Below are 24,936 nucleotides of genomic sequence, written 5' to 3' on the forward strand. Positions count from 1 at the left end.
TTACTTCCTGTCGATCCATCCATGCCGACCTCCAAACAGCCAGCAGCTTGAATCACAATCCTGCGCCAATGGAAATCCTGAATGTAAACGAAACCTAGGGCCTGTGGGGATTCGGGTTTCGGCGCGGTTTCTCCCTTCCGCCACCCTGATTCCTCCCCTTTCGTCACCCTGAACTTGTTTGGCAATTATCCTTTTCGGACAGGTAGCTGTTCCCCGGCGAAAGCCGGGGTCCAGATGGCACAGCGCTGCCTCGCATGGACCCCGGCTTTCGCCGGGGATCACCAGCGTCCCTGTCTCAGGGGTATAACCAAACGAGTTCAGCATGACGAAGAAATCTGAGCCACTTGTCCGTTCGGGCGCGCCCCGCTTGCAGCCGGACCCGAAAGATCACAGCCCGAAGGGATAGGTATCGGGCCAGTCCTTGCGGTCGCCATCGCGGAGGTTAGCCTCCGGCGCGGCGGCGGCGCGTTTCCCAACCCTTTTTCGCGGCCGCCGATCGCTTCTCCGCGCTCTGGCTCGACCCGCCCTTGTGGCCGCCCTTGCGCGATGAAGCGTGGCTTTCCTTCTTGCCGCGGCCCGACCCCGATTTCTTGCCGCCGCCCGATTCCTTGTTCACCGTCGCCCAGGCGCGGCGCTCGGCCTCGGCATGGCCGACGCCGCGCTTCTCATAACCTTCCTCGATATGCTCGGCCTTGCGTTTCTGCTTGCCGGTATAGCTCGATTTGTCGCCGCGGGGCATGATCGCTCTCCTTCCTCTCTTCCCCGACAACCGCTCGACCAGGACGAGGTTCCGCGCGCGACGCGGCGCGTTTCGCTGTCCGCCGAACGGGTGGGGCGCGGGCGCTCCATGCAAAAAGCGGGACGATCCAGAGGGTTGCCGGCGGCGCCAAAAAAAGCCGCCCCCATTCTTATAATTTGAATCAAGTTTATGAAAAATAAAAATAATCTTCGACAGGAACTCTGCCGGGCCGCGCCGCGTCGAGCCTGCATCAGACATGGGAGACTCAACATGGCCTATTCACGCATGACCGGGCTTGCGGCCCTCGCGCCCCTTGCGCTTCTTGCTGCCTGCGGTAGCCCGGACAAGGCGCGGCAGGACGACAGCGGCGCCATGCCCGACGGAGAGATGACCCCGACCGAAGGAAGCATCGCGGCGGTCGATCCTCAGACCTTCGCCAACCGCATCGCCGCCAGCGACCAGTTCGAAATCGAATCCGCCAAGATCGCGCAGAGCAAGGCGAAGTCGAAGGCGCTTCGCGATTTCGCGGCGAAGATGGTCACCGACCACACCGCATCGAGCGCCAAGCTGAAGGCCGCCGCGACGACACAGGGGCTGACGGTGGACGCGTCGCCCAACGCCCAGCATCGCACCGACCTTGCCGCGCTGCGGGCGGCAACCGCCGACGATTTCGACAGCCTCTACAAGGAACAGCAGATGCGGGCGCACGAGGCGGCGCTTGCCGAACTCAACGGCTATGCCGACAGCGGAACGCAGGATGCGCTGCGCGATTTCGCGCAGGCGACCGCGACGGTGGTCGACGGGCATCTCTCGATGCTGCGCGGCATCGACGTTCCGGCCCGCAACGCCGCGGCGACGGGCACCGCCCCGTCGACCCCCGCAGCACCGCCGCCGGCCGCGCCTGTGGACAAGACACCCGCGCAGTAGCGCCGCGATCTTGTCCTTCGCGGCGAGCGGGGACGGAATCGTCGAACGGGCCGGGCGCGAATCGCGACGAAGCGAGCGCCCGGCTAACATGGGTGAGGGACCCCCGTACATCGGGGGTTCATCATCCGGACCGGTTCCGAGGTACCATTCCATGCCTTTCCGCGAAATTCTCGACAGTCTGCTGACGCCGCGCGAACGCATCGCGTGGGAGGCCTGCCTGGCGCGCAACGCCCGCGACCATGGCAAGGGCGCCGATCTGATCCGCGAGGGCGAACGGCCGCGGGCGCTGCATGTCGTGCTCGACGGGTGGGCGCAGAAATACAAGCAGCTTCCCGATGGCCGGCGCCAGATACTGGCGCTCTATCTGCCCGGCCAGCTTTGCGACCTCGACCTGTTCACCGTCAGCCGCAGCGATCATTCGCTCGCCGCGGTCCGCCGCCTGTGTGTGGCGGAGATCGGGCGCGCTGAGGCGTGCGACCTGCTGCACCGCTGCCCCAGCCTTTCGCAGATATTCTGCTGGAGCGAGCTTGTCGCCGGCGCGATCCAGCGCGAATGGATGATCAGCATCGGGCAGCGCAACGCGCAGGAGCGCGTCGCGCACCTGCTGTGCGAGCTGTATGTCCGCCAGCGCGGCAAGGCGCCGCCGAATGCCGGCGCGTGCGATTTCCTGCTCACCCAGTGGCAGATCGCGGAGGCGACCGGCCTGACCCAGGTTCATGTCAACCGCACGATTCAGGAACTGCGCCGGTGCTGCGGGGTCGAGATTCGCCAGCTGCGGCTGGAGCTTTCCGACTTCGAGGGGCTGGCGGCGCTCGCGTCATTCAACGCAAACTACCTCCATTTCAACGAAGCCCCCTCCGCCGTCGAGCGCGTCGCGCCGCTGTTCGAGCCTGTCGAGACGATGGCGCCGCTGGGCCGCTTGCCGCTGGCGGCTCCTATCCTGCCGGCGTCCGTGCCGGCGCGCAGGATGTGATTTTTGGTTCCGGGGGCGGCACGAAGGAGAGAGACATGAAGGTCGCCGATTGCATGAGCCGGGACATATGCGTCCTGTCGCTCGACAATTCGCTCCAGTCCGCGGCGCAACTGATGGCGGAAATGGATTCGGGATTCCTTCCCGTCGCCGACAAGGATGAGCTGATCGGCATCGTCACCGACCGCGACATCGCCATTCGCGGCGTTGGCATGGGGCTTGCCCCCTCCGCGGGCGTCGAGGAAGTGATGAGCGACGAGGTGCGCTATTGCTTCGCCGATGATGAGGTCGAGAAGGTGCTCCACACGATGGGCACGCTGCAGGTGCGCCGGCTGCCCGTTCTCGACCGCGACAAGCGGCTGGTCGGCGTGGTGTCGCTCAGCGACCTCGCGACGAACGGCGCGGCGCCTGCGGCCGGCGCGGCGCTCGGCGATATCGCGCAGCCCAGCGAACACCATTCGCAGCGCCTGTAAGGCGCCGGGGTCCGGTCAGGACGTCGGCGCGTCGCCCCCGTCTTCCGCCTCCAGCCCATGATATTTGAGCTGGAGATAGCGCTCGCGCGTCGCGAGCTTGTCGAGTTCGCCCGCGGCCAGACTGCGCGCGGCCTCGCCGATCTCGCGTTCGAGCATCCTGAGGCCGCCGACCAGCGTTTCGTCGGGGGTACGGCCGGCGTGCGCCTCGCCGCGCAGCCCGGCGGGGATGCGCTGATAGCCCGCGACCAACTCGGGCAGATCCTCGCCGACGAGCTTGCGGATGTTGCCGGCCGCCGGGGTCGCGGGGTCGAGCGTCTGGAGCTGCGGCGCGAGCAGGTCGAGCTGGACGCCGATGCCGTCGACGAGTTGGCGCGCCGGCGCGGGGAGCGCGGGGCGCTGCGCCTCCAGCCATATCTCGGTACGCCCCGCGAGCTGCTTGAGGTCGGCCTTGGGCAGGTCGGCCTGGCGCGGTTCGGGGAAGGGCGGCCATTTGCCGAACAGGATCGCGACGCCGATCAGCAGCAGCGTGACCGCCATCACCCCGGCAAAGCCGAGCGGCTGGATCAGCATGCCGAACAGCGCCGCCGCGATCAGCACCGCGCCGCCTGCCATGCAGATGCGGCCGATCTTCCGGAACAGATGCTGGCGACGCAGCGCCATGCTCTTGGTGCCGATCGGCCGCCGGCGTTCGCGCGACCGCTCGATCGCGGCATTGCCGAGCATGATCGTCTGATCGGTCTCATTCATCGCCATCGCCGCCTCGTCAGCCCTCGAGCGCCGCGAGCGGACTGTCGGCGCCGCCGACGCTCGCCTGCGCCTGGCTCGCGCCCTCGGCGCGCGCGATATAGCCCTTCGACTTGGCGACCTCGCCTTCCAGCGCCGTCACCGTCGTCTTCATCGTGTCGAGCGCCTTCAGCTTGAAGGTGTCGATTGCGTCCATCGTGTCGTAGATGTTCTGAAAGGCGCGGCTCAGCGTCTCCATCGGGATCGTGCTCGATGCCGCCTGTTCGTGGATGCGCGCGGTGTTGTCCTTGAGCATCTTCGACGTGCCGTCGATGATGTTCGCGGTCGTCGTGTTGAGCGCGGTGATCTGTTCGAGCACCAGCTTCTGGTTGGTCATCGCCTGCGCCACGGTGATCGCGGTCTTGAGCGCCCCGACGGTGGTCGTGCTGGCGCGGTCGACCCCCTTCACCAGTTCGACATTGTTCTTCTTGACGAGATCGAGCGCGAGATAGCCCTGCACCGTCACCGCCATCTGGGTCAGCAGGTCCTGCGTGCGCTGACGGGCATAGAAGAGCGCATTTTCGCGCAGGATCTTCGCCTTGGCCGGGTCGCTGCCGTCGAGTTCGTTCGCCTTCGCCTCCAGCCGCTGGTCGAGCGTGTTCGCGATGTGGACCATCTGCTCCAGCTTGCCCATCGATTCCCACATCTTGCGGCGTTCGACGTCGATGGCGGCATTGTCCATCAGCAGCTCGTCCTTGCCGTTGGCGAGCGCGGTCAGGATGCCGCTGATGTGAGTCTGGGCGCTGCGATACTGCGCGAAATAATTGCTGACCTTGCTGCCAAAGATCTTGTCGAGGAAACCGCGCTTGGTCAGCAGCTTGCCGTTCGCCGACGGGTCGAGCCGTTCGACGGTGGTGCGCAGTTCGATCAGATTCTGGCCGATGTCGGTGTCGCGGTCCATCGCCCGGACCGGGCGGTCGAGGAAGCGGTTGCTGTGGCTCGCCGCCTCCAGCATCTCCTTGCGGCCCATGTTGGTGATCTGGTCGATGCGCTTGCCGAACTCGGGCGAATTCTCGTCCTGCGCGACGAGATCGTCGATGAAGCTGTCGACGCGTTCCTCCAGCTTCGATTTCTGCTCGGTCGACAGCGGCACCAGCCCGGCGGCCTTTTCGGGCGACACGGCCGGGACAGGTTCGGGCGGCGTCAGCTTCAGTTCATCGGTGGCGGTCGCCGTCGCGGTGTCTTCGCTCATTCCACTTCCTTCCAGCCCTCAAGTCGGCTCTGGGCCGAAGCCTATATGGCACGCGGCACTGTGTTGTTCAAGCATCACACCTCTTGCGGCCGATTCAGGAACGGCGCGATCCACGCGGAGAGGATGAGCTGCGCCATATGATAGACGAGGATCGGCACCAGCACCACGCCCGCGATGGCCGGGGGAAAGAGCGTCGCGGCGAGCGGCGCGCCCACCGCGATGCTTTTCTGCGCGCCCGCGAAGAGCAGGGTGACGCGGTCGGGCCGGCGCAGGCGCAGCAGCCCGCCCAGGGCCCAGGCGGCCGCAAAGGCCAGCGCGAGCAGCGCCGCAACCGCGGCGAAGGTGATGCCGATCTCGCGGCCGTCGAGCCGGGTCCAGATGCCGCCGACCACCGCCGCGGAAAAGGCGACATAGACCGCGATGGCGATCGAGGTGCGATCCATGAAGGTCGCCAGTTCGCGATGCCGCAGCACCCAGGGACGCAGCCAGCGCTGCGCCGCCTGCCCCGCGACGAAGGGCAGCAGCAGGATCAGGGCGATGCGCAGCGCCGCCGCGCCGCTGATCGCGCCCGCGTTCCCCGCGAGCGCGGCGAAGAGGAGCGGGGAGGCGATGACCCCGGTCAGGTTGAGCAGCGCGGCGGCGACGACGCTCGCCGCGACATTGCCGCCCGCCATGCTGCTCGATGCGGTTGCCGACTGGACGGTCGAAGGCAGGATGCCTAGGAAGAGGAAGCCAAGCGCCAGGGTCGCGGGCAGGAAGGGCGCGGTCGCTGCCTGCGCGACAACGCCGAGCAGCGCCATGCCGCCGAAGCAGAAGGCGAGGCCAGCGCCCTGCAGCTTCCAGTTGCGGACGCCGTGCAGCACCTCGTCGCGCGGCAGCCGCACACCGTTGAGGAAGAAGAGCAGGACGATCGCCGCGGTCGACACGCCCTGCGCTACGGGCACCGCCTCGCCGCGCACCGGCAGCAGGCTGGCGATCAGGATCGTCGCGAGCAGGACGGGGACGAAGCGGTCGGGGAAGATGCGTGCGAGCATGATCGGGGCGATGGCGGGATGCGCGGGGATTGGCAAGACTCGTCAACAGGCGCTCCCCCCGCTGGAAGATGAATCGGGTACAGGACCCAGCGCTCCGCGCCGGGACGGCGCCGCGGGTGCCCTTTGTAGCTTTGGCCGTTGCCGGGCGAGCGCAGCCTCGTGGGCGCGCGAGGGGACAGGCGGCGCGGCGAGAGCGGGATTTTCGGCATCGAGTGGAGAGGCTGGCGCCGCGCGGTTTTGCAGGACAGAGATTTCCTGCGCGCGCCTGCGCGAATCCTTTTCCATCCGACGATGCCGTCGCTACAGGGCGTCCATGTCCCGCATCCTCATCCTCGCCGCGCTCCCCGAAGAGGCGGACGCCCTTTTCCCCGGGGAGGGCGTGCGCACCGCCGATGGCTTCGCCATCCGCCGCCTTGCGGTGCGGGGGCATGCCCTCGCCGTTGCGACCTGTGGGCTCGGCAAGGTCCATGCGGCGCTTGCCGCCGGCCTGTTCGGCGGCGACGCCGACCTGTTGCTGATGAGCGGGACCTGCGGCGCGCTCGATGCCGAGGCGGGGCGCGCCTATTGGCTCGCCGAGGCGGTGCAGCATGATTACGGCACGGTGCGTCCCGACCGCTTCGACCGCTATCGCGCGGGCGAATGGCCGGCGGGAGAGGTGGGCGAGGCGCATTTCGCTGCCATGCCCGATCCCGGGCTGGGCCTGCCGCATGCGCGAATCGCGAGCGGCGACAGCTTCATCGCCTGCCCCGACGTGGCGGCCGGGCTCGTGCGCGGCCTTGGCGCGACGCTCGTCGATATGGAGGTGGGCGCCGTCGCGCAGGTCGCCGCGCGGCTCGGCAAGCCGTGGGCGGCGGTCAAGGCTGTCACCGATACGGCGGACGAGGGAAGCAGCCGCGACTTTCACGCGAACCTCGTCCGCGCCGCCCGCGCGGCGGCGATGGAGGTCGAGCGGCTGATCGCGATGCTGTGACATCGGCAATTTTGTTGCGCCGCAGCAGCAAATTCGCTAGGCGCGCCGCCGAAGTGCGGCGCAGCGCCGCCATGCCCCCGTTAAGGTATTTTCTGATGTCATTGCGTAATATCGCCATTATCGCGCACGTCGATCATGGCAAGACAACCCTTGTCGACCAGCTTTTCCGCCAGTCGGGCACCTTCCGCGACAATCAGCGCGTCGATGAGCGCGCGATGGATTCGGGCGATCTCGAAAAGGAACGCGGGATCACCATCCTCGCCAAATGCACCTCGGTCGAATGGGGTGAGGGCGAAGAAAATGGGGGTGCGGGCACGACGCGGATCAACATCGTCGACACGCCGGGCCACGCCGACTTCGGCGGCGAGGTCGAGCGCATCCTGTCGATGGTCGATGGTGTCATCCTGCTCGTCGACGCGGCCGAAGGGCCGATGCCGCAGACCAAGTTCGTCACCGGCAAGGCGCTGGCGCTCGGCCTGCGTCCAATCGTCGTCGTCAACAAGATCGACCGCAGCGACGCGCGTCCCGCCGAAGTGCTCGACGAGGTGTTCGAGCTGTTCCTGACGCTCGACGCGAGCGACGAGCAGCTCGATTTCCCGATTCTCTATGCCTCGGGCCGCTCTGGCTTCGCCTCGCCGGACCCCGATGCGCGCGACGGCGACTTCAAGCCGCTGTTCGAAACGATCGTCGGCCATGTTCCCGCGCCGGGCCTCGACCCCGACGGACCGTTCAGTTTCCTCGCGACGCTGCTCGATCGCGACAATTTCATCGGCCGCGTGCTCACCGGGCGCGTCCAGTCGGGGACGGTCAAGGTCAACCAGCCGATCCATGCGCTCGACGCCGACGGCAAGGTGATCGAGACGGGCCGCGCGTCGAAGCTGCTCGCCTTTCGCGGGCTCGACCGCGTGCCGGTCGAGGAAGCCCGCGCGGGCGACATCGTCGCCATCGCGGGCCTCACCAACGCCACCGTCGCGAACACCATCGCCGACCCGAGCGTCAGCGAGCCGATCGCCGCGCAGCCGATCGACCCGCCGACGCTGTCGATGCGTTTCGCGGTCAATGATTCGCCGATGGCGGGGCGCGAGGGCAGCAAGGTGACGAGCCGGATGATCCGCGATCGCCTGATGCGCGAGGCCGAGACCAACGTCGCGATCCGCATCACCGAAAGCGCCGACAAGGACAGCTTCGAGGTCGCGGGGCGCGGCGAGTTGCAGCTCGGCGTCCTGATCGAGACGATGCGCCGCGAGGGTTTCGAACTGGGCATCAGCCGTCCGAGGGTGCTGTATCAGACCGACGAGAACGGCCAGCGCACCGAGCCCTATGAAACCGTGGTCATCGACGTCGACGACGAGCACAGCGGCACGGTGGTCGAGAAGATGCAGGTGCGCAAGGCCGAGCTGACCGACATGCGTCCGTCGGGCGGCGGCAAGACGCGCATCACCTTCAGCGGCCCGTCGCGCGGCCTGATCGGCTATCACGGCGAATTCCTGTCCGACACGCGCGGCACCGGCATCATGAACCGCCTGTTCGACCGATACGGCCCCTACAAGGGCGCGATCGAGGGCCGCAAGAACGGCGTCCTGATCTCGAACGGCGCGGGCGAGGCGGTGGCCTATGCGCTCGGCCCGCTCGAAGAACGCGGCATCCTCTTCGTCTCGCCCGGCGAGGCGCTCTATGAGGGGATGATCATCGGCGAGAATGCGAAGCCCGACGACCTCGAGGTCAACCCGATGAAGTCGAAGCAGCTCACCAACTTCCGCTCGACGGGCAAGGACGACGCGATCCGCCTGACACCGCCGCGCCGGATGACGCTCGAACAGGCGATCGCTTATATCGACGACGACGAGATGGTCGAGGTGACGCCGAAGAACATCCGCCTGCGCAAGGCGATCCTCGACCCGCACGAGCGCAAGAAGGCGGCGCGCAAGAAGGAAGCGGCATAGGCGGCAGGACAGGCCGGCGAGGCTTGCGTTAACCGTCTTTTCACGGCGGCGGTCTAGGGCCGAATGCGAGGGACCGCTCGGTAAAAGAGGGGCCCATGCATATCGCCGGGGAGACGCGCCGCCTGCGGGACGAGCATACCGCGCTGGCCACTTTGTCGCACTATCTGCTCGATCTGGTAGCCGCGCCCGAACCGCCGCGGCCGACCGAGATCGAGGCGGTGCGCGGCCTGTTCCACGATACGCTGGTCCGCCACCTGAAATGCGAGGATTGGGCGCTCTATCCGCGCCTGCGCGACAGCGGCGATCCCGCGCTTGCCGATCTGGCGCAGCTTTTCGTGGCGGAGATCGGCACCCTCGCCGACGAATATGCGCGCTATGACGGCCTGTGGCCCACCGGGCGAATCGCGGCCGAATGGCCGCGGTTTCGCCGCGAGACGCGGGCGATCCTCGCCGCGCTGCGGCGGCGCATGGCGCGCGAGGAACGGGAGCTTTATCCCGTCGCAGAATAGGGGCAATTTCTGGCGACAATGCTTGATTTGCCGGCCATCCTCGCCTAGCCGCGCGGCAGTTTCTGGAGATTGACGATGACCGATACGCCCCCCGACCGCCTGTCGACCAACCCGCGCTCGCCGCATTTCGACATGGAGGTGCTGCAGCGCGGCATCGGCATCCGCTTCAAGGGCAAGGAACGCACCGACGTCGAGGAATATTCGATCTCCGAAAGCTGGATCCGCGTCGCGGCGGGCAAATCGAAGGACCGTTTCGGCCAGCCGATGACGATCAAGCTGTCGGGCGAGGTCGAAGCGTGGTTCGAGGATGACGCCGACGAGAGCGGCGAGGAATAAGTCGAGCCCCTCCCCGCAGGGGAGGGCCGGCTCAGCCGCCGAGCGAGGCGGCGACGATGTCGAGGCCGTTGCCGGGCTTCCAGTCGTTCTGCGTCCACACCGGGGTATCGAACGCCTTGCGCTCGGGCTGGGCGGCGCCGTCCGCATAGATGAAGCCCTGCACCGGATTGGCGCGCAGTCCGAGGTCGCCGATCGGCGCATACCAGACGCGGACCATGCTCCAGTCGCCGGCGTCGCTGACGTCGATGACACGGACGTTGCGCTCGATCTGGCCGCGGCGGCCGTTGATCGGCGACCAGTTGGCATGATCGATCAGGATTTCGCGGTCGCTGACGACCTTCTTGACCACCGCGACGTGGCCCGACGGCATGCCGCGTGTGCCGGCAAAGGCCATCACCGCGCCCTTGCGGGGTTCGTGGCCGCGATCGTAGCTGCCCGCCGCTTGCGACCACCAGGTCTTGGCGTTGCCGCGGATCTCGACGCCCGATTCGGCGCGGGCGAAGGGGACGCACTGAAGATAGTCGGCGGCGATCGCGGGGACGCTGGCGATCAGCGAGGTGCACAGCGCGACGGCACCCAGAAAGCGGCGATGGAGCATGAAAGGCGACCCCCATTTGGCTTGTCTTCAAGCGTTGCAGCGTCCCTGCCGCAGCTTTCGGGCGCCACCAACCGCCTAGCGACGAATCGCGCTACTGCTGCGGTGGGTGGGGGAACCTTTTGTTAAGGCTTTCGATTCGTCGCGGCACGCCATCGGATCGTCGCCGATCCAGCCCGGCCGGAACGGCCCGTCACGCCGCGGCTGTGGCCAGATTCTCGGGCGGGCGGAACAGCGTCAGTACGTCGGCGGCGGGCATCGGGCGCCCGTAATAATAGCCCTGGATGTTGCTGCAGCCGAGTGCGCGCAACGTGTCGACTTCGATCTCGGTCTCCGCCCCCTCGGCGGTGGTCGACATGCCCAGGCTGTCGGCGAGCGCGACGACGGCACGGATGATCGCGATCGATTCGATGCTGCCCTTTGCGGCGCCGACGACGAAGCTGCGATCGACCTTGATCGTCGAGAATTGCGTCTTGCGAAGATAGCCGAGCGACGAATAGCCGGTGCCGAAATCGTCGAGGCTGAGGCGGATGCCGAGCCCGATGAGCTGGTCGAGAAGCTGCGCCGCGCCGCCGCCATCGCGCAGGAAGACGCTTTCGGTCACCTCGATCTCTAGCCGGTGCGGCGGCAGTCCCGACTGCGCGAGCGCCGAGACGACGACCGAGGCGAAATTGGGGTCGGTGAGCTGTTCAGCCGACACGTTGATCGCGACCTTCAGGTTCGCGGGCCAGCGCATCGCCTCGTGGCACGCGGTACGCAGCACCCATTCGCCGATCGGCGCGATCAGCCGCGAATCCTCGGCCAGCGGGATGAAACGGCCGGGCGGGACGGAGCCGAGTTTCTGGTTGGTCCAGCGGATCAGCGCCTCGAAGCCGTTCAGCGTCCCGTCCTCTGCGGTGACGACGGGCTGGTAATAGAGTTCGAATTCCCCGCGATCGAGTGCGCCGCGCAGTTCCTGCTCCATCACGCGCCGCTCTTCGGCCTGCGCGTGGAGCGAGGCGACATAGGCGGCGACGACGTTGCCGCCCTTGTCCTTCGACTTGTAGAGCGCGAGGTCGGCGTTGCGCGTCAGCGTCTCGACCGTCGCGCCGTCCTGCGGGCCGATCGCATAGCCGACGCTGGCACCGACGAAGAGCTGGTGGTTGTCCACGACATAGGGGCGGCTGAGCGTCGCGATGATCCGCCGCGCCATCTCCTCGGCCTCGTCGGCGGACGGGGCCTGGTGAAGCACCACCGCGAATTCGTCGCCGCCGAGGCGGCCGCAGGTCATGCTGCGGTCCATCATCCCCTTGAGCCGCGCCGCGACCTGCGCGAGCAGCTTGTCGCCGATGGGGTGTCCCAGCGTATCGTTCACCGCCTTGAAGCGGTCGAGGTCGATCATCAGCAGCGCGCAGCGCGACCGGGCGCTCTGCGCCTGGTCGAGCGCGCGGGCCAGCGCCTCGTTGAGGCTGAGGCGATTGGGCAGGCCTGTCAGATTGTCGAAGCGCGCCATCTTGGCGATCTGCTCGGCCGAAACCCGCTGTTCGGTCACGTCCGATCCGACGCCGCGAAAGCCGAGGAATTTGCCCGCCTCGTCGAGGCGCGGAGAGGCCGACAATTCCCACCAGCGCGGCTTGCCGCCGATCGTCACCGGGACGATCAGGTTGGAAAAGCTTTCGCGCCGTTTCATCCGCTCGGCCATATCGTGCAGACTGCGGTGGAAATTCCCCGTCTCCCACGCGTCCCCCGACAGCGCCTGGACCAGCGGCTGTCCCTCGAGCGCGTCGGCCGCCGCGCCGAGCGCATAGGCGAGGCGCGGCGAGACGTGGACGAGGCGGCGGTTGCTGTCGGTCTGCCACAGCCAGTCGGCCGAGGTTTCCTCGAATTCGCGCAGCAGCAGGCTGACCGTCTCGCTCTTTTCATGCAGCACCTCTTCGGCGCGGCGGAAACGGATATGGTTCTGCGCGAACCGAATGCAGAAGAAGCTTAGGAGCAGGCCCGCGGCGACCGCGACGACGGCGAGCTGGGGCGCGCCGGCGCGGACGAGCGCAACGGCCGCCGACAGGCTGACCGGCGCGATATAGAGGATGCACACGGTTGGAAGGCTGTGCGCGATCATTGCCAGCGTCAGCATCATCAGCAGGGTGGTGGCCCACATCGCAAGCGCATGGTCGGTGCCGGGCGACAGCCCCTGCAGCCAGAAAGGCACTGTCCAGAGCAGCGCCGAATAGAAGGCGTGCCGGTTGCACAGCGCGAATTCGGCGGGCCCCGCGATCCGCGCTTCCCCCAGCGGCCGGGTGGCGAACGAACGATAGGACCACAGGCTGAAGCTCAGCGCGCAGGTGAGCCAGCCGGCGACGATCACCGAGCGGACGTGGGGCACCATGGTGAAGGCGGCGATCAGCGCCATCGCGACGCCCATCCACAGCCGCAGCGAGCCCCGGCCGCGAAGCGGCGCAAGCTGGAGCTGGCGAAGGTGCGCGATGTCCCGGTGCGACGCCCCCAGCCCCAACAGGGTGCGCACGGAAACGTCATCGGCCGGATTCTGGTCGGTCAACAGGCTTTTCACGCCGCCTGTGTAGCGGGGCGGGGTTACCCGAAGGTAACTGCGCCCGCTCCGTCCCGGCGCTTTCGTGTCGGGATGGAGCGAATCGGGCGCCGAACGGGCCCGCCGTCAGGCGGCGATGGCAAAGGGCTGAATCTCGCCCGCCAGATATTGCGCGCGCGCCTTCGACCGGCTGAGCTTGCCCGAGCTGGTGCGCGGCAGGGTGCGCGGCGGGATCAGCTCGACGAGGCAGTTCATGCCGGTGATCGCGCGGACGCGGTCGCGGATCGCCTCGCGCAGCGCGACACGCTCGGCCTCGTCGCTGGTGCGGCACTGGACGAGCACGGCGGGCGTTTCCTCGCCTCCGGGGGCGGTGATCGCGAAGGCGGCGATGTCGCCGGACTTGAAGCCGGGCAGCTGCTCGACCGCCCATTCGATATCCTGCGGCCAGTGATTCTTGCCGTTGATGATGATCATGTCCTTGGCCCGGCCGACGATATAGATGTAGCCGTCGGACAGATAACCCATGTCGCCGGTGTCGAGCCAGCCGTCCTGCATGCAGGCGGCGGTCGCATCGGGATCGCGGTAATAGCCGGTCATCAGCGACGGACCGGTGCACCACACCTTGCCGACCGTCTGGTCGGGCAGGACATGGCCTTCCTCGTCGCGCACCTCGATCGTCATGTCGCGCACCGCGCGGCCGCAATTGACGATCGCGCGATAGCGGGTCGGGCGGTCGCCGTTGCCCGCGGCGCCCGACAGTTCGGTCTCCTCGACCAACTCGACGACGATCCCTTCGCCCGGCGGCATGATGCTGACCGCGAGCGTCGCCTCGGCGAGGCCATAGCTCGGCAGGAAGGCGCCGGCCTGGAAACCCGCTTCGGCAAAGGCGTCGACGAAGGCCTGCATCACGTCGGGGCGGATCATGTCGGCGCCGTTGCCCGCGACGCGCCAGCGCGACAGGTCGAAGCGGTCGGCGACATTGGTCTGGCTGGAGATGCGGCGGGCGCAGATGTCGTAGCCGAAGGTCGGCGAATAGCTGAGCGTCGTACCCTCGTTGCGGCTGATGAGGTCGAGCCAGGCGAGCGGCCGGCGCGCGAAATCCTCGGTCTTGAGATAATCGACCGACACCTGGTTGGCGACCGGCGACAGGAAGCAGCCGACGAGCCCCATGTCGTGATACCAGGGCAGCCACGACACGCAGCGGTCGCTGTCCTGCAATTTCATGCCGTGCGCATGCGCGGCGAGATTGTTGAGCAGCGCGGCATGGGTGACCGCCACGCCATGCGGGAATCGCGTCGAGCCGCTGCTGTATTGAAGGTAGCAGGTTTCGTCGCTCTTCTGTTCGGGCAGCGGGGCGACCGGCGCCGGGCGCGCGGCGAATTCGTCCCAGTCGACGGGCGTCACGCCCTTCGCCTTGGCCGCCTCGATCGCCATCGCGGCGATGTCGGGCGGGAAGAAGAGCAGCGCGGGGTCGCAGCTTTCGAGCTGGACGACGAGCTGGCCGACATAGGAATCGCGGCCGCCGAAACTGGTGGGCAGCGGCAGCGGCACCGGCCAGGCGCCGGCGTGGATGGTGCCGAAGAACAGCGCGGCGAATTCGGCGCCGGTCTCGGCGATCAGCGCGATGCGGTCGCCGGGCTGGACGCCCGCCGCGATCAGCCGATAGGCGGTGGCGATCGCGTCGTCGCGCAGCTCGCGATAGCTGTAGGCGCGCACGAGGCGCCCGCGCGGATCGTGGAAATTGAGCCCGCGCGTGCCCGCGGCGGCATAGGCGAGCGCTTCGCCGACGGTGGCGAAATCCGAAAAACGGCGCGGCTGCGCGCATTCGGTGGGCGTCGGGGTCGGCGCGACGGTATCATTCGGTGCGACGTTGTTTTTTTGGGTCATAGGGGGTGCGAGGTCCCGGGATGCGGGACGCGCGGCAACAAGCATGTCATCTTTTTCGGCCATGACGGGGCTGCGCGATCCCTTGCAGTTCGAACAAATCGCCCATTTTCGGGCCTTATCGGCCCGATATGGCGGCGCTGGTCGTTCTCAATCGGGCCCGACTGTGGCATAAACATGGCATATGTCGCACAGCCGCGTTCCATCCGACCGTCGGAAAAAGCCGTTGGACGCAGCCCGGCTCGACGAACTGGCGCTCGCCTATGTCGCGCGATTCGCGACGAGCCGCGCCAAATTGACGCGCTATCTGGCCCGCAAGGTCCGCGAATCCGAATGGCAGGGCGATGCCGACGCCATGGCGGCGTGCGATGCGGTCGCCGACCGGATGGAGCGGCTGCGCTTCCTCGATGACCGCCAATATGCCGCGATGCGCGCGGGGGCGATGACGCGCCGCGGGTTGGGCGTGCGGCGGGTGAAGGCGCAGCTTTTCGTCGACGGCATCGCGGACGAGGACAGCGGCGAGGCGATCGCCGAGGCCGAGGAGCGCGCGATGGCGGCGGCGGTCGGTTTCGCGCGGCGGCGGCGCTTCGGCCCTTTTGCGACGCGCGCGGCCGACGATCCGGCGCAGCGCGAGCGGCAGGTCGCGGCTTTCGTCCGCGCGGGGCATGCGCCGGCGCTGGCGCGGCGCATCCTTGCGATTGCGCCCGGCGACGATGCGGCACTCGCGGCGCTGGACGGCGAGGCGGCGCTCGATTAGGAAAAGCCCGATTGGCCGGCGAAAGGAACTGCCGAATGCGTGCGATGATGACCGCTTTTGCCCTGGTGCTGGCGCTGCCGGTGACGGCCTGTGCCAAGGATTCGGACGCCCAGTCGCAGAGCGCGACGGTCCCGCTGACCGTCGCGATGATGGGCGTGCAGCACAAGTTCCAGGTCGAGGTCGCGCGCACCGCCGAGGAGCATGCGCGCGGCCTGATGTTCCGTACCAGCCTGCCCGCCGACGGCGGCATGATCTTTCCCTTCACTCCCCCGCGCCCGGCGAGCTTCTGGATGAAGAACACGCTGATCCCGCTCGACATGATCTTCATCCGCGCCGACGGCAGCATCGACCGCATTGCCGAGAACACGATCCCCGAATCGCTCGAACCGGTGGTCAGCGGCGGCGACGTCGCGGCGGTACTCGAACTCGCGGGCGGAACGGCCGCCCGGCTCGGGATCGACGAGACCGCCACGGTGACGTGGAAGAATTGACGCTCTGACCCTCATTGGGGACCGGATTCTCGGTCTTCCCGACCTTTCGCGCTTGCGAAGCGCGGCGGCTTGCCTGTAAACGCCACGGCCATGAGCATCCTCGGCAAGATTTTCACCTGGTGGGACGGCGCGACCGTCGGCACGCTGCTGAACAGCTGGAAAAATGGCGAGAAGGTCGGCGAGGACAGCCTCGGCAACCGCTATTACCGCGCGCGCAAGGGGAATCGCCGCTGGGTGATCTACAACGGATCGAACGACGCGAGCCGCGTGCCCCCCGAATGGCACGGCTGGCTGCACGGCACGCTCGACGAACTGCCGTCGGAGGCGCTGCCCGCGCCGCGCCCGTGGCAGGCCGAGCCGACGCCGAACCTGACCGGCAGCCTCGGCGCCTATCGCCCAGCGGGCGCGCTCGAGCGCGGCGGGCGCCGCGCCGCCGCGACCGGCGACTATGAGGCCTGGCGCCCCGGCGCCGAGTGACCCGCGCGGTGGTGCGCCCGCTTCCGATCGCGCTTGCGGCGCTGCTCGCGGCGACGGGGCTCGCCGCCTGCGACCGCGGCCCGGCGAAAAAGGTCGACAAGGCCGAGGCGGTGCGCTCCGAAAGCGTGCCGCAGGAAGTCGGCGGGATCGAGGGGGCGACCCCGATGGCCGAACGCGTCGCGGTGCTCGGCCTGCTCAACAAGCGCAACGGGCTGGTCCGCGAGCTGGAGATGAAGCCGGGCGATTCGGCGCGCGTGGGCCGTGCGATCGTCCGCCTGCGCGCCTGCGAGCAGACCGCGCCGTGGGAAGACCCGCCCGAAACCGGCGCCTTCGTCCAGCTGTCGGTGCAGGATCAGCGCGACGACAAATGGTATCGCGTCTTTTCAGGCTGGATTTTCCGCGAGCGGCCCGAACGCAACGTGATCCAGCACCCGATCTTCGACGTCTACGTCAAAAGCTGCGCGATGACATATCCCGGCGGCGAGCCGGTCGCGCGGGCGGCTCCCAAGTCGGATGCGGCGCCCAAGGCGTCGAGCGCGCCCCAGTCGCCCGCCACGAACGGCGGCGAAGGGACGACCGCTGCACCCGCCCCGCCGTCGCCGCCACCTGCACCGGCGACCCCGCCCGCCGCTCCGCCCTCGACCCCTGACAACACCGAATAGAGCCGCGCGAGATAGGCGGCCTGCGGGATTTCGATCGCGCCGAGGCTCGCCAGGTGCGGGGTGATGAACTGGCAGTCGAGCAATTGCCAGCCGCCCGCCTTCAGCCGCGCGACGAGATGCGCCAGCGCGACCTTCGATGCGTCGCGCACGCGGCTGACCATCGATTCGCCGAAGAAGGCGCGCCCCAGCGACACGCCATAGAGGCCGCCGACCAGCGCGTCGCCCAGCCAGCATTCGACGCTGTGCGCGTGGCCAAGGCGGAACAGCCGTTCGTAGCTCGCCTTGATGATCGGGTTGATCCACGTCGTCGGCCGGTCGGGTGCCGGCTCGGCGCACAGCGCCATCATCGCTGGAAAGGCGGTATCGGTCGTCACTCGAAAGCGGTCGGCGACGATCACCTTCCGCAAGCTGTGCGACAGATGGAAGCCGTCGAGCGGCAGGATCGCGCGCAGCCGCGGCTCGACCCAATGCACTGACGGATCGTCCGCCCCGTCGGCCATCGGGAACAGGCCCTGCGCATAGGCGCTGAGCAGCAGCGCGGGGTCGATGGTTTCGAGCGGCTTGGTCAGCTTGCGGGCTTCACGAATTTCAGCGTCATGCGGTCCGATTCGCCGATCGCCAGATATTTGTCCTTGTCCTTCTCGCCCTCGGTCAGCGTCGGCGGCAGCGTCCACACGCCCTTTTCATAATCGTGCGTGTCCTTGGGGTTGGCGTTGATGTCGCTCTCACCGGCGAGGCGGAAGCCCGCGGCTTCGGCAAAGGCGACGATCGACGAGCGCTTCATGTAGCCGCTCTTTTCCTCGCGTGCCGAATCCATCTCCTCGGGCAGGCGATGCTCGACGACGCCCAGCACGCCGCCGGGTTTCAGCATCGCATAAATCTGCTTGAACGCGTCGGCGGTCTTGTCGGCGCCGCCGAAGCGCCAGTTGTGGACGTTGCGGAAGGTCAGCACGACGTCGGCGCTGCCGTCGGGTACCTTCGGACCCGCGCCGGTCGCCGGAAATTCGGCGAGCCTGACCGCGCCATAGACGTCGGGGTGTGCGCCCTGCCACTCCTTGATCTTGTTGAGGCCGCGTTCCCACGGCGCAGCGGCATAGAGCGTGCCGCCGCCTGCCCTGGCGAGCGGCGCGAGGATTTCGGTGTACCAGCCGCCGCCCGGCCACAGCTCGACGACGGTGTCGCGGCCGGTGACGCCGAAGAAGGCCAGCGTCTCGGCGGGGTGGCGATAGGCGTCGCGCGGCAGGTTCGCCGCAGTGCGTGTCGGTGCCGCGACCGCCGCCGCGATCGCATCCGACGGCTGCGCTGCCGCCTCGCCCGCGGCCGCGTTGGACGATGGGGCGCTGCAAGCAGCCGAGGCGGCGAGCAGGGCGGCTATTGCAACGGGACGAAAATGACGCATATCGGCACCTTTCGGCTGGCAGGGGCCGGTGGGGCCGATCCTGCTGGGGAAGGTCCATAGTGCGAAGGGAAGCGCGTCGATGCAAGTGTCCATGCTGTCGGTCAGCATCGGGGCGGTGGTACTGTTCGGCATTGCCGAAATTGCCGAATGGCGCCGCAAGCACCGGCATGACGTTGACCGGGTCGGCTTCATGCCGTGGCGCGGCATCGCGCTCGCCAGCATCGCGGTGGCGCTGTTCGCAGCGGCGTTCGCGCTCAAGGGCTGATTCCCCTTGCCGCAAAGCGGCTAGGCGTAGTTGGATGAGGGTGTCTGCGTGGCGTGTTTGCGCGCCGTCGATACCCTCCCCAGCTTCGACTAGGCCATGATGACATGAGACGGACTCGTCATTGCGAGCGGCGAAGCCGCGCGGCAATCCAGAGTCGCGAAAACCGCCCTGGATTGCTTCGCTCCGCTCGCAATGACGAAGTGGGTCAATCCAAAGTCATCGGGGTCTAGGCGGCAAGCCGCCAAGTCTGCGCAACCCTAGAGGCACGCTTCCAGATAGGGCTGGTCGAAACCGAACTGGCGCGCCTTTTCCAGCGTATAGGGGCGCAGGCCCATCGAGCGATATTCGCCGACGATCTTGCCGTCCTTGTCCTCGTCCAGATATTCGAACTTGAACAGTTCCTGGGTGACGATGACGTCGCCCTCCATGCCGATCACCTCGGTGACGTTGGTGACACGGCGCGAGCCGTCGCGCAGGCGCTTGATCTGGACAATCAGGTCGACCGAATCGGCGATCTGCTTGGAAATCGCCTCCTTCGGAATCTTGATGTCGCCCATCAGCACCATATTCTCCATACGGCCGAGGCATTCGCGCGGGCTGTTCGAGTGGAGCGTGCACATCGAGCCGTCGTGGCCGGTGTTCATCGCGGCGAGCAGGTCGAAACATTCGGCGCCGCGAACCTCACCCATGATGATGCGGTCGGGACGCATACGCAGGGCGTTCTTGACGAGGTCGCCCATGTGGATCGCGCCGTTCCCTTCCAGGTTCGCGGGGCGCGTTTCGAGCGGCAGCCAGTGCGGCTGCTGCAGCCGGAGTTCGGCGGCGTCCTCGATCGTCAACACGCGCTCGCCGGGGTCGATCATCTTCGACAGCGCGTTGAGCATCGTCGTCTTGCCCGAGCCGGTGCCGCCCGAGATGACGATGTTGAAGCGGCTCGCGCCCGCGATCTTCAGCGCGGTGCACATCTTCTGGCTCATCGCGCCCCATTGGCACAGCATGTCGAGCGTGATCGGCTTGGCCGAGAATTTACGAATCGAAATGGCCGTGCCGCGCAAGCTGAGCGGCGGGACGATGACGTTGACGCGGCTGCCGTCCTTCAGGCGGGCGTCGGCAAGCGGCGTGGTCTGGTCGACGCGACGGCCGACCTGGTTGCAGATGCGCTGCGCGATCTGGAACAGATGCTGTTCGTCGCGGAACTGGATCGGCGCGATGACGAGCTGGCCCTTGCGTTCGACATAGGTCTGGTAGGGCCCATTGACCATGATGTCGGAAATATCGGGGTCGGCGAGCAATTCCTCGAGCGGGCCGAAGCCCAGCAGTTCGTCGACGAGCACCTTTTCGAGCGCGAATTGTTCGCGGCGGTTGAGCGTGATGCGCAGCTCGGCCAGCACTTCCAGGATGATCGGCCGGAATTCCTCGGTCAGCTCGTCCTTGCTCAGCGTCGCCGCGGCCTCCGGATCGACGCGTTCGAGCAGGCGCGGCAGCACCTGTTCCTTGATCTTGTGGACGCTCGCCTCGAACCCCTGCGCCCGTTCGGGCTCCATATTCTCGGCCGACGAGCGCTGGTTCAGCCGCTCCATCGCCTCCAGCTCGGGGCTGAGGGGCGAGGGCGCCGGATCGTGCGCGGCGGGCGCGGGCTCGATGGGCGGGAACTGGCTTCCACCGGGCACGCCGGGCCCAGTCTGCATCGGCTTCGCCACGCCAAAGGCGGGGCGGCCAGCGGTTCCGGGACGACGTCCGAATGCACTCATCACTTCATCCTGCTTCTCGTTCGGGGTGAGTGCGGCTTTCGCCAGCAGACCCCCCATCAAGCAGGGTGAATAAAAGGGAAACTTTGATAATCTCCTAATAGCCCGACAGGTAGGTGGAGGGTGACGATGCGCTTTGCGATGCTATCCGCAGCGTATCCGCTACTGGCGCGAGGCCGGACGATTGAGGGCGCGCATCTCGCTGATGGATGGCAGAAAAGCGCGAGAGTGGACCTATGTGCCGACAGGCGGCAGCCAAGGGAGCTTTCGACCCGGAGGCGCCATCCGATCTTTCGTCACCCCGAACTTGTTCGGCACATATGTCCTTCAGGCAAGTAAGGCGCTGTTCCCCGGCGAAAGCCGGGGTCCAGATGATACAGCGCTACCCCTCGTGGACCCCGGCTTTCGCCGGGGAACGGCTAGAGCGGCGTACCATAAACCCGCACGGCCCCTTATCCGTTCGTGTCGAGCGAAGTCGAGACACCCATCGGCCTTGCGCCACGCTGATGAGTGTCTCGACTTCGCTCGACACGAACGGGACGATGGGTCAGATTTAAGGCTCGATGCTCTAGCTGTCGAAAAGGGATCATTGCCGACTTATTTCAGGAAGCGACGGCTTTCCACCCCGAAGCGGCCAATAAAAAGGGGCCCGAAGGCCCCTTTGATCCGCGATATCGCGGCGTCAGCCCGCGATGCGTTCGGCAAGCACGGTCAAACCGGCCTCGTTCACTTCGGCGAAGCCGCCTTCGACTTCGATCGTCTCGGGCGCGGCACCGGCGCTGGCATAGATGGTCAGCGGACCGTTGCGCAGCGTCGTCATGAAGGGCGCATGGCCTTCGAGCACCGAGAAGTCGCCTTCGCTGCCCGGCACGGTGACCATATGGACGTCGCTCGACCGTTCGAGGCGGGCGGGGGTGACGAGTTCGAACTTCAGGGCCATTCTCTAATCTCCCCCCTCCCGCTTGCGGGAGGGGAGCTTCTATTACGCTGCTTCCGCCGCCAGCTTGGCGGCCTTGGCGACCGCTTCCTCGATGCCGCCGACCATGTAGAAGGCGGCTTCGGGCAGATGGTCGTACTCGCCGTCGACGACCGCCTTGAACGACTTGATCGTGTCCTCGATCTGCACGAACTTGCCGGGGATGTTGGTGAACACCTCGGCGACGTGGAAGGGCTGCGACAGGAAGCGCTGGATCTTGCGGGCGCGGGCGACGGTCAGCTTATCTTCCTCGCTGAGTTCGTCCATGCCGAGGATCGCGATGATGTCCTGCAGCGACTTGTACTTCTGCAGCGTTTCCTGAACGCGGCGGGCGGTCTCGTAATGCTCCTGCCCGACGACGCGCGGTTCGAGGACGCGGCTGGTCGAATCGAGCGGGTCCACCGCCGGATAGATGCCGAGTTCCGAGATCGCGCGCGACAGCACGGTCGTCGCGTCGAGGTGGGCGAACGACGTCGCCGGCGCGGGGTCGGTCAAGTCGTCCGCGGGAACGTAAATGGCCTGTACCGAGGTGATCGAGCCCTTGGTGGTCGAGGTGATGCGTTCCTGCAGCGCGCCCATGTCGGTCGACAGCGTCGGCTGATAGCCCACGGCCGAAGGAATACGGCCGAGCAGCGCCGACACTTCCGAACCCGCCTGCGTGAAGCGGAAGATGTTGTCGACGAAGAAGAGCACGTCCTGGCCTTCCTGGTCGCGGAAATATTCGGCCATGGTCAGACCCGACAGCGCAACGCGGGCACGCGCCCCCGGCGGTTCGTTCATCTGGCCGAACACCAGCGCCACCTTCGACCCCTCGGGGGTCGGGTTGCCGTCGGCGTCCTTGGCGATGACGCCCGCGTCGAGGAATTCATGGTAAAGGTCGTTGCCTTCGCGGGTGCGTTCGCCGACGCCCGCGAACACCGACACGCCGCCATGGCCCTTGGCGATGTTGTTGATCAGTTCCTGAATGAGCACGGTCTTGCCGACGCCGGCGCCGCCGAACAGGCCGATCTTGCCGCCGCGCGCGTAGGGCGCGAGCAGGTCGATGACCTTGATGCCGGTGACGAGGATCGCCGCCTCGGTCGACTGGTCGACGAATTCGGGGGCCTTGGCGTGGATCGGCGCGGTCATGTCGCTGTTGATGGGGCCGCGTTCGTCGATCGGATCGCCGATGACGTTGAGGATGCGGCCGAGCGTCTGCGGGCCGACGGGCACCGAAATCTGCGCTCCGGTGTCGGTGACGGGCTGGCCGCGGGTCAGGCCGTCGGTCGCGTCCATCGCGATGGTGCGGACGGTGTTCTCGCCGAGGTGCTGCGCGACTTCGAGGACCAGGCGATTGCCGCCGTTGTCGGTTTCGAGCGCGTTCAGAATCGCGGGCAGCGCGCCGTCGAACTGGACGTCGACGACGGCGCCGATCACCTGCGCGACGCGGCCGGTCGCGGCGCCGGCCGCGGCCTTCTTCGGCGCGGCGGCCTTGCTCGCGGCCGGCTTCTTGGGCGCGGCGGCCTTCTTGGCGGGAGCCTTCTTTTCAGGGGCGGGTGCGGTGGCCATGTGCTTCTTCCTGCTTACAGCGCTTCGGCGCCGGAGATGATTTCGACGAGTTCGGTGGTGATCGCGGCCTGGCGGCTGCGGTTATACTGGATGGTCAGCTTGTTGATCAGGTCGCCCGCGTTGCGCGTCGCATTGTCCATCGCGGTCATCGACGCGCCCTGTTCCGACGCGGCGTTTTCGAGCAGACCCTTGAAGATCTGGATCGTCACGTTGCGCGGCAGCAGGTCGGCGAGGATCGCCTCCTCGTCGGGCTCATATTCGACCGCCGCGCCGCTCGAAGCCGGGGCTTCGTCGGGGGCGGGGACGGGGATGAGCTGCTGGCCGGTCGCCTCCTGCACCAGCGCCGAGCGGAACTTCGAATAGAAGAGGTGCGCGACGTCGAATGCGCCCGCCTCGAACAATTCGCTGATCTTCTCCGCGACCTCGCGTGCCTGCTCGAAGCCGATCTCGCGGATGCCGGTCGTCTCGTAATTCTCGATGATCTGGCCGGGGAACAGGCGGTTGATCACCGGGCGGCCCTTGCGGCCGACGAGGAAGAAGCGAACCGTCTTGCCCGCGGCCTGCAACTCGTGCGCCTTGTCGCGCGCCGCCTTGACGATGTTGCTGTTGAACGCGCCCGCGAGGCCGCGGTCGCTGTTCAGCACCAGCAGCAGGTGGGTGTCGCTCTTGCCGGTGCCCGACAGCAGCTTCGGCGCGCCGTCGGCGGCGCCGACCTTCGACGCGAGGCTCGCGACGACGCCTTCGAGCCGCTCGGCATAGGGACGCGCGGCCTCGGCCGCGGCCTGCGCCTTGCGCAGCTTGGCGGCGGCGACCATCTTCTTGGCCTTGGTGATCTTCTGGGTCGATTTGACCGAGTTGATCCGCCCTTTGAGTTCCTTAAGACTGGCCATCAAGCCTCTCTCTGTGTGTCCCCGCGAAGGCGGGGACCCATGGACCTCCGCCTTCGCGGAGGTGCACGATTAAGGGTTAAGCGAATATCTTGGCGAAGGCGTCGAGCGCGGCGACCAGGCCCTTCTTGGCGTCGTCGCCCAGGTCCTTGGTGTCGCGGATCATCTTGAGGACATCCGCATGGTCGCTGCGCAGATAGGCGAGCATCGCCGCTTCGTAACGGGTGACGTCGTTCACCGCGACGGTGTCGAGATAGCCGTTGGTGCCGGCGAAGATCGACGCGGTCTGCTCCTCGAACGGCATCGGGTGGAACTGCGGCTGCTTGAGCAGCTGCGTCAGGCGCGCGCCGCGGTTGAGCAGCTTCTGCGTCGCGGCGTCGAGGTCCGAGCCGAACTGCGCGAAGGCTTCCATCTCGCGATACTGCGCGAGCTCGAGCTTGATCGAGCCCGACACCTTCTTCATCGCCTTGGTCTGTGCGGCCGAGCCGACGCGGCTCACCGAAAGACCCACGTTGATGGCGGGGCGGATGCCCTGGTAGAAGAGGTTGGTTTCGAGGAAGATCTGGCCGTCGGTGATCGAAATCACGTTGGTCGGAATATAGGCCGACACGTCGCCCGCCTGCGTCTCGATGATCGGCAGCGCGGTGAGCGAGCCCGAGCCGTTGTCGGCGTTCATCTTCGCCGCGCGCTCGAGCAGGCGGCTGTGCAGGTAGAAGACGTCGCCGGGATAGGCTTCGCGGCCCGGCGGGCGGCGCAGCAGCAGCGACATCTGGCGATAGGCGACGGCCTGCTTGGACAGGTCGTCATAGACGATCACGGCGTGCATGCCGTTGTCGCGGAAGAA

General features: G+C 67.1%; 25 protein-coding genes and 1 pseudogene. 12 read left to right on the forward strand and 14 right to left on the reverse strand.

The features are described 5' to 3' along the window. Positions 1-442: 442 nt before the first annotated feature. Positions 443-739, reverse strand: a complete 297-nt coding sequence (locus tag ABS88_RS17565; protein WP_067186191.1) for a plasmid stabilization protein — start codon at positions 737-739, stop codon at positions 443-445. Positions 740-1,009: 270 nt separating this feature from the next. On the opposite strand from ABS88_RS17565, the gene ABS88_RS17570 reads away from it, so the two are divergent. The 3 genes from ABS88_RS17570 (at position 1,010) to ABS88_RS17580 (ending at position 3,109) form a co-directional block, all read left to right on the forward strand. Continuing rightward, entirely contained in the window at positions 1,010-1,666 is a 657-nt protein-coding gene (locus ABS88_RS17570; protein ID WP_067111874.1) for a DUF4142 domain-containing protein, read from the forward strand. 151 nt (positions 1,667-1,817) lie between these two features. Then, positions 1,818-2,639: a Crp/Fnr family transcriptional regulator gene (locus tag ABS88_RS17575; protein ID WP_067186189.1), complete on the forward strand. Its 822-nt coding sequence runs from the start codon at positions 1,818-1,820 to the stop codon at positions 2,637-2,639. Between the two features lie 35 nt (positions 2,640-2,674). Then, the gene (locus ABS88_RS17580) at positions 2,675-3,109 is read left to right on the forward strand and encodes a CBS domain-containing protein (RefSeq protein ID WP_067186188.1); all 435 of its coding nucleotides are present in this window, start codon (positions 2,675-2,677) and stop codon (positions 3,107-3,109) included. Between the two features lie 15 nt (positions 3,110-3,124). On the opposite strand, the gene ABS88_RS17585 is transcribed toward ABS88_RS17580, so the two are convergent. The 3 genes from ABS88_RS17585 to ABS88_RS17595 all read right to left on the reverse strand — a co-directional run bounded on the left by ABS88_RS17585 (position 3,125) and on the right by ABS88_RS17595 (position 6,118). Beyond that, complete coding sequence (locus tag ABS88_RS17585; protein ID WP_067186186.1) at positions 3,125-3,862, reverse strand: hypothetical protein; 738 nt, start codon at positions 3,860-3,862, stop codon at positions 3,125-3,127. Between the two features lie 10 nt (positions 3,863-3,872). Then, entirely contained in the window at positions 3,873-5,084 is a 1,212-nt protein-coding gene (locus ABS88_RS17590; protein ID WP_067111886.1) for a toxic anion resistance protein, read from the reverse strand. Between the two features lie 74 nt (positions 5,085-5,158). Next, positions 5,159-6,118 carry a bile acid:sodium symporter family protein gene (locus ABS88_RS17595; RefSeq protein ID WP_067186184.1) on the reverse strand — a complete coding sequence of 320 codons (960 nt, stop codon included), beginning with the start codon at positions 6,116-6,118 and terminating at the stop codon, positions 5,159-5,161. A gap of 313 nt (positions 6,119-6,431) precedes the next feature. On the opposite strand from ABS88_RS17595, the gene ABS88_RS17600 reads away from it, so the two are divergent. The 4 genes from ABS88_RS17600 to ABS88_RS17615 all read left to right on the forward strand — a co-directional run bounded on the left by ABS88_RS17600 (position 6,432) and on the right by ABS88_RS17615 (position 9,876). Then, positions 6,432-7,088, forward strand: a complete 657-nt coding sequence (locus ABS88_RS17600) for a 5'-methylthioadenosine/S-adenosylhomocysteine nucleosidase family protein (protein WP_067111889.1) — start codon at positions 6,432-6,434, stop codon at positions 7,086-7,088. Positions 7,089-7,183: 95 nt separating this feature from the next. Continuing rightward, positions 7,184-9,031: a translational GTPase TypA gene (gene typA, locus ABS88_RS17605; protein ID WP_067186182.1), complete on the forward strand. Its 1,848-nt coding sequence runs from the start codon at positions 7,184-7,186 to the stop codon at positions 9,029-9,031. 95 nt (positions 9,032-9,126) lie between these two features. Continuing rightward, positions 9,127-9,540 (forward strand): hemerythrin domain-containing protein, encoded by a 414-nt coding sequence (locus tag ABS88_RS17610; RefSeq protein ID WP_067186181.1) that lies wholly within the window; start codon positions 9,127-9,129, stop codon positions 9,538-9,540. Between the two features lie 75 nt (positions 9,541-9,615). Next, positions 9,616-9,876, forward strand: a complete 261-nt coding sequence (locus tag ABS88_RS17615) for a DUF3297 family protein (protein WP_067186179.1) — start codon at positions 9,616-9,618, stop codon at positions 9,874-9,876. 31 nt (positions 9,877-9,907) lie between these two features. Here the strand turns inward: ABS88_RS17615 and ABS88_RS17620 are convergent, their stop codons facing one another. From ABS88_RS17620 to ABS88_RS17630, 3 genes are all read right to left on the reverse strand, one after another. Further along, entirely contained in the window at positions 9,908-10,474 is a 567-nt protein-coding gene (locus tag ABS88_RS17620) for a CHAP domain-containing protein (RefSeq protein ID WP_067186177.1), read from the reverse strand. Positions 10,475-10,664: 190 nt separating this feature from the next. After that, complete coding sequence (locus ABS88_RS17625) at positions 10,665-13,019, reverse strand: putative bifunctional diguanylate cyclase/phosphodiesterase (protein WP_286750246.1); 2,355 nt, start codon at positions 13,017-13,019, stop codon at positions 10,665-10,667. A gap of 105 nt (positions 13,020-13,124) precedes the next feature. Further along, positions 13,125-14,885 carry a fatty acyl-AMP ligase gene (locus ABS88_RS17630; RefSeq protein WP_067186173.1) on the reverse strand — a complete coding sequence of 587 codons (1,761 nt, stop codon included), beginning with the start codon at positions 14,883-14,885 and terminating at the stop codon, positions 13,125-13,127. A 223-nt stretch (positions 14,886-15,108) separates the two neighbouring features. On the opposite strand from ABS88_RS17630, the gene ABS88_RS17635 reads away from it, so the two are divergent. From ABS88_RS17635 to ABS88_RS17650, 4 genes and pseudogenes are all read left to right on the forward strand, one after another. Beyond that, the gene (locus ABS88_RS17635) at positions 15,109-15,639 is read left to right on the forward strand and encodes a regulatory protein RecX (protein ID WP_234002490.1); all 531 of its coding nucleotides are present in this window, start codon (positions 15,109-15,111) and stop codon (positions 15,637-15,639) included. A 35-nt stretch (positions 15,640-15,674) separates the two neighbouring features. Continuing rightward, positions 15,675-16,130: a DUF192 domain-containing protein gene (locus ABS88_RS17640; protein ID WP_502686160.1), complete on the forward strand. Its 456-nt coding sequence runs from the start codon at positions 15,675-15,677 to the stop codon at positions 16,128-16,130. A 90-nt stretch (positions 16,131-16,220) separates the two neighbouring features. After that, positions 16,221-16,607, forward strand: coding sequence for an NADH:ubiquinone oxidoreductase subunit NDUFA12 (locus ABS88_RS17645; protein ID WP_067111910.1), 387 nt, complete (start codon positions 16,221-16,223; stop codon positions 16,605-16,607). 230 nt (positions 16,608-16,837) lie between these two features. Beyond that, positions 16,838-17,008 (forward strand): annotated as a pseudogene (locus ABS88_RS17650) (DUF2155 domain-containing protein); the annotation flags it as partial. 44 nt (positions 17,009-17,052) lie between these two features. Here ABS88_RS17650 and aat read toward each other — a convergent pair. Further along, positions 17,053-17,838, reverse strand: a complete 786-nt coding sequence (gene aat, locus ABS88_RS17655) for a leucyl/phenylalanyl-tRNA--protein transferase (RefSeq protein ID WP_082737480.1) — start codon at positions 17,836-17,838, stop codon at positions 17,053-17,055. After that, entirely contained in the window at positions 17,835-18,668 is an 834-nt protein-coding gene (locus ABS88_RS17660) for a class I SAM-dependent methyltransferase (RefSeq protein ID WP_067186168.1), read from the reverse strand. Before ABS88_RS17660 ends, aat begins: the two co-directional genes overlap by 4 nt. A gap of 79 nt (positions 18,669-18,747) precedes the next feature. Here ABS88_RS17660 and ABS88_RS17665 point away from each other — a divergent pair, with 79 nt between their 5' ends. Beyond that, complete coding sequence (locus tag ABS88_RS17665; protein WP_148650926.1) at positions 18,748-18,933, forward strand: hypothetical protein; 186 nt, start codon at positions 18,748-18,750, stop codon at positions 18,931-18,933. 257 nt (positions 18,934-19,190) lie between these two features. On the opposite strand, the gene ABS88_RS17670 is transcribed toward ABS88_RS17665, so the two are convergent. The 5 genes from ABS88_RS17670 to ABS88_RS17690 form a co-directional block, all read right to left on the reverse strand. Then, positions 19,191-20,684, reverse strand: coding sequence for a TadA family conjugal transfer-associated ATPase (locus tag ABS88_RS17670; RefSeq protein WP_067113816.1), 1,494 nt, complete (start codon positions 20,682-20,684; stop codon positions 19,191-19,193). A gap of 679 nt (positions 20,685-21,363) precedes the next feature. After that, positions 21,364-21,621, reverse strand: a complete 258-nt coding sequence (locus ABS88_RS17675) for an ATP synthase F1 subunit epsilon (protein WP_067112951.1) — start codon at positions 21,619-21,621, stop codon at positions 21,364-21,366. Between the two features lie 42 nt (positions 21,622-21,663). Continuing rightward, a complete protein-coding gene (gene atpD, locus ABS88_RS17680) occupies positions 21,664-23,205 on the reverse strand; it encodes a F0F1 ATP synthase subunit beta (protein ID WP_082737358.1) in 1,542 nt (513 codons plus the stop codon). A 14-nt stretch (positions 23,206-23,219) separates the two neighbouring features. Further along, positions 23,220-24,095, reverse strand: a complete 876-nt coding sequence (locus ABS88_RS17685; protein ID WP_067112953.1) for a F0F1 ATP synthase subunit gamma — start codon at positions 24,093-24,095, stop codon at positions 23,220-23,222. Positions 24,096-24,171: 76 nt separating this feature from the next. Then, the coding region (locus ABS88_RS17690; protein WP_502686161.1) for a F0F1 ATP synthase subunit alpha at positions 24,172-24,936 on the reverse strand (765 nt) is incomplete at its 5' end.

This window comes from Sphingopyxis sp. SCN 67-31, assembly GCF_001725095.1.

Excerpts from the sequence above, each read along its gene's own strand:
- ABS88_RS17565 (WP_067186191.1), bottom strand. The coding sequence starts at position 739 with ATGCCCCGCGGCGACAAATCGAGCTATACCGGCAAGCAGAAACGCAAG.
- ABS88_RS17570 (WP_067111874.1), top strand. The coding sequence starts at position 1,010 with ATGGCCTATTCACGCATGACCGGGCTTGCGGCCCTCGCGCCCCTTGCG.
- ABS88_RS17575 (WP_067186189.1), top strand. The coding sequence starts at position 1,818 with ATGCCTTTCCGCGAAATTCTCGACAGTCTGCTGACGCCGCGCGAACGC.
- ABS88_RS17580 (WP_067186188.1), top strand. The coding sequence starts at position 2,675 with ATGAAGGTCGCCGATTGCATGAGCCGGGACATATGCGTCCTGTCGCTC.
- ABS88_RS17585 (WP_067186186.1), bottom strand. The coding sequence starts at position 3,862 with ATGGCGATGAATGAGACCGATCAGACGATCATGCTCGGCAATGCCGCG.
- ABS88_RS17590 (WP_067111886.1), bottom strand. The coding sequence starts at position 5,084 with ATGAGCGAAGACACCGCGACGGCGACCGCCACCGATGAACTGAAGCTG.
- ABS88_RS17595 (WP_067186184.1), bottom strand. The coding sequence starts at position 6,118 with ATGCTCGCACGCATCTTCCCCGACCGCTTCGTCCCCGTCCTGCTCGCG.
- ABS88_RS17600 (WP_067111889.1), top strand. The coding sequence starts at position 6,432 with ATGTCCCGCATCCTCATCCTCGCCGCGCTCCCCGAAGAGGCGGACGCC.
- typA (WP_067186182.1), top strand. The coding sequence starts at position 7,184 with ATGTCATTGCGTAATATCGCCATTATCGCGCACGTCGATCATGGCAAG.
- ABS88_RS17610 (WP_067186181.1), top strand. The coding sequence starts at position 9,127 with ATGCATATCGCCGGGGAGACGCGCCGCCTGCGGGACGAGCATACCGCG.
- ABS88_RS17615 (WP_067186179.1), top strand. The coding sequence starts at position 9,616 with ATGACCGATACGCCCCCCGACCGCCTGTCGACCAACCCGCGCTCGCCG.
- ABS88_RS17620 (WP_067186177.1), bottom strand. The coding sequence starts at position 10,474 with ATGCTCCATCGCCGCTTTCTGGGTGCCGTCGCGCTGTGCACCTCGCTG.
- ABS88_RS17630 (WP_067186173.1), bottom strand. The coding sequence starts at position 14,885 with ATGACCCAAAAAAACAACGTCGCACCGAATGATACCGTCGCGCCGACC.
- ABS88_RS17640 (WP_502686160.1), top strand. The coding sequence starts at position 15,675 with ATGCGTGCGATGATGACCGCTTTTGCCCTGGTGCTGGCGCTGCCGGTG.
- ABS88_RS17645 (WP_067111910.1), top strand. The coding sequence starts at position 16,221 with ATGAGCATCCTCGGCAAGATTTTCACCTGGTGGGACGGCGCGACCGTC.
- ABS88_RS17660 (WP_067186168.1), bottom strand. The coding sequence starts at position 18,668 with ATGCGTCATTTTCGTCCCGTTGCAATAGCCGCCCTGCTCGCCGCCTCG.
- ABS88_RS17665 (WP_148650926.1), top strand. The coding sequence starts at position 18,748 with ATGCAAGTGTCCATGCTGTCGGTCAGCATCGGGGCGGTGGTACTGTTC.
- ABS88_RS17670 (WP_067113816.1), bottom strand. The coding sequence starts at position 20,684 with ATGAGTGCATTCGGACGTCGTCCCGGAACCGCTGGCCGCCCCGCCTTT.
- ABS88_RS17675 (WP_067112951.1), bottom strand. The coding sequence starts at position 21,621 with ATGGCCCTGAAGTTCGAACTCGTCACCCCCGCCCGCCTCGAACGGTCG.
- atpD (WP_082737358.1), bottom strand. The coding sequence starts at position 23,205 with ATGGCCACCGCACCCGCCCCTGAAAAGAAGGCTCCCGCCAAGAAGGCC.
- ABS88_RS17685 (WP_067112953.1), bottom strand. The coding sequence starts at position 24,095 with ATGGCCAGTCTTAAGGAACTCAAAGGGCGGATCAACTCGGTCAAATCG.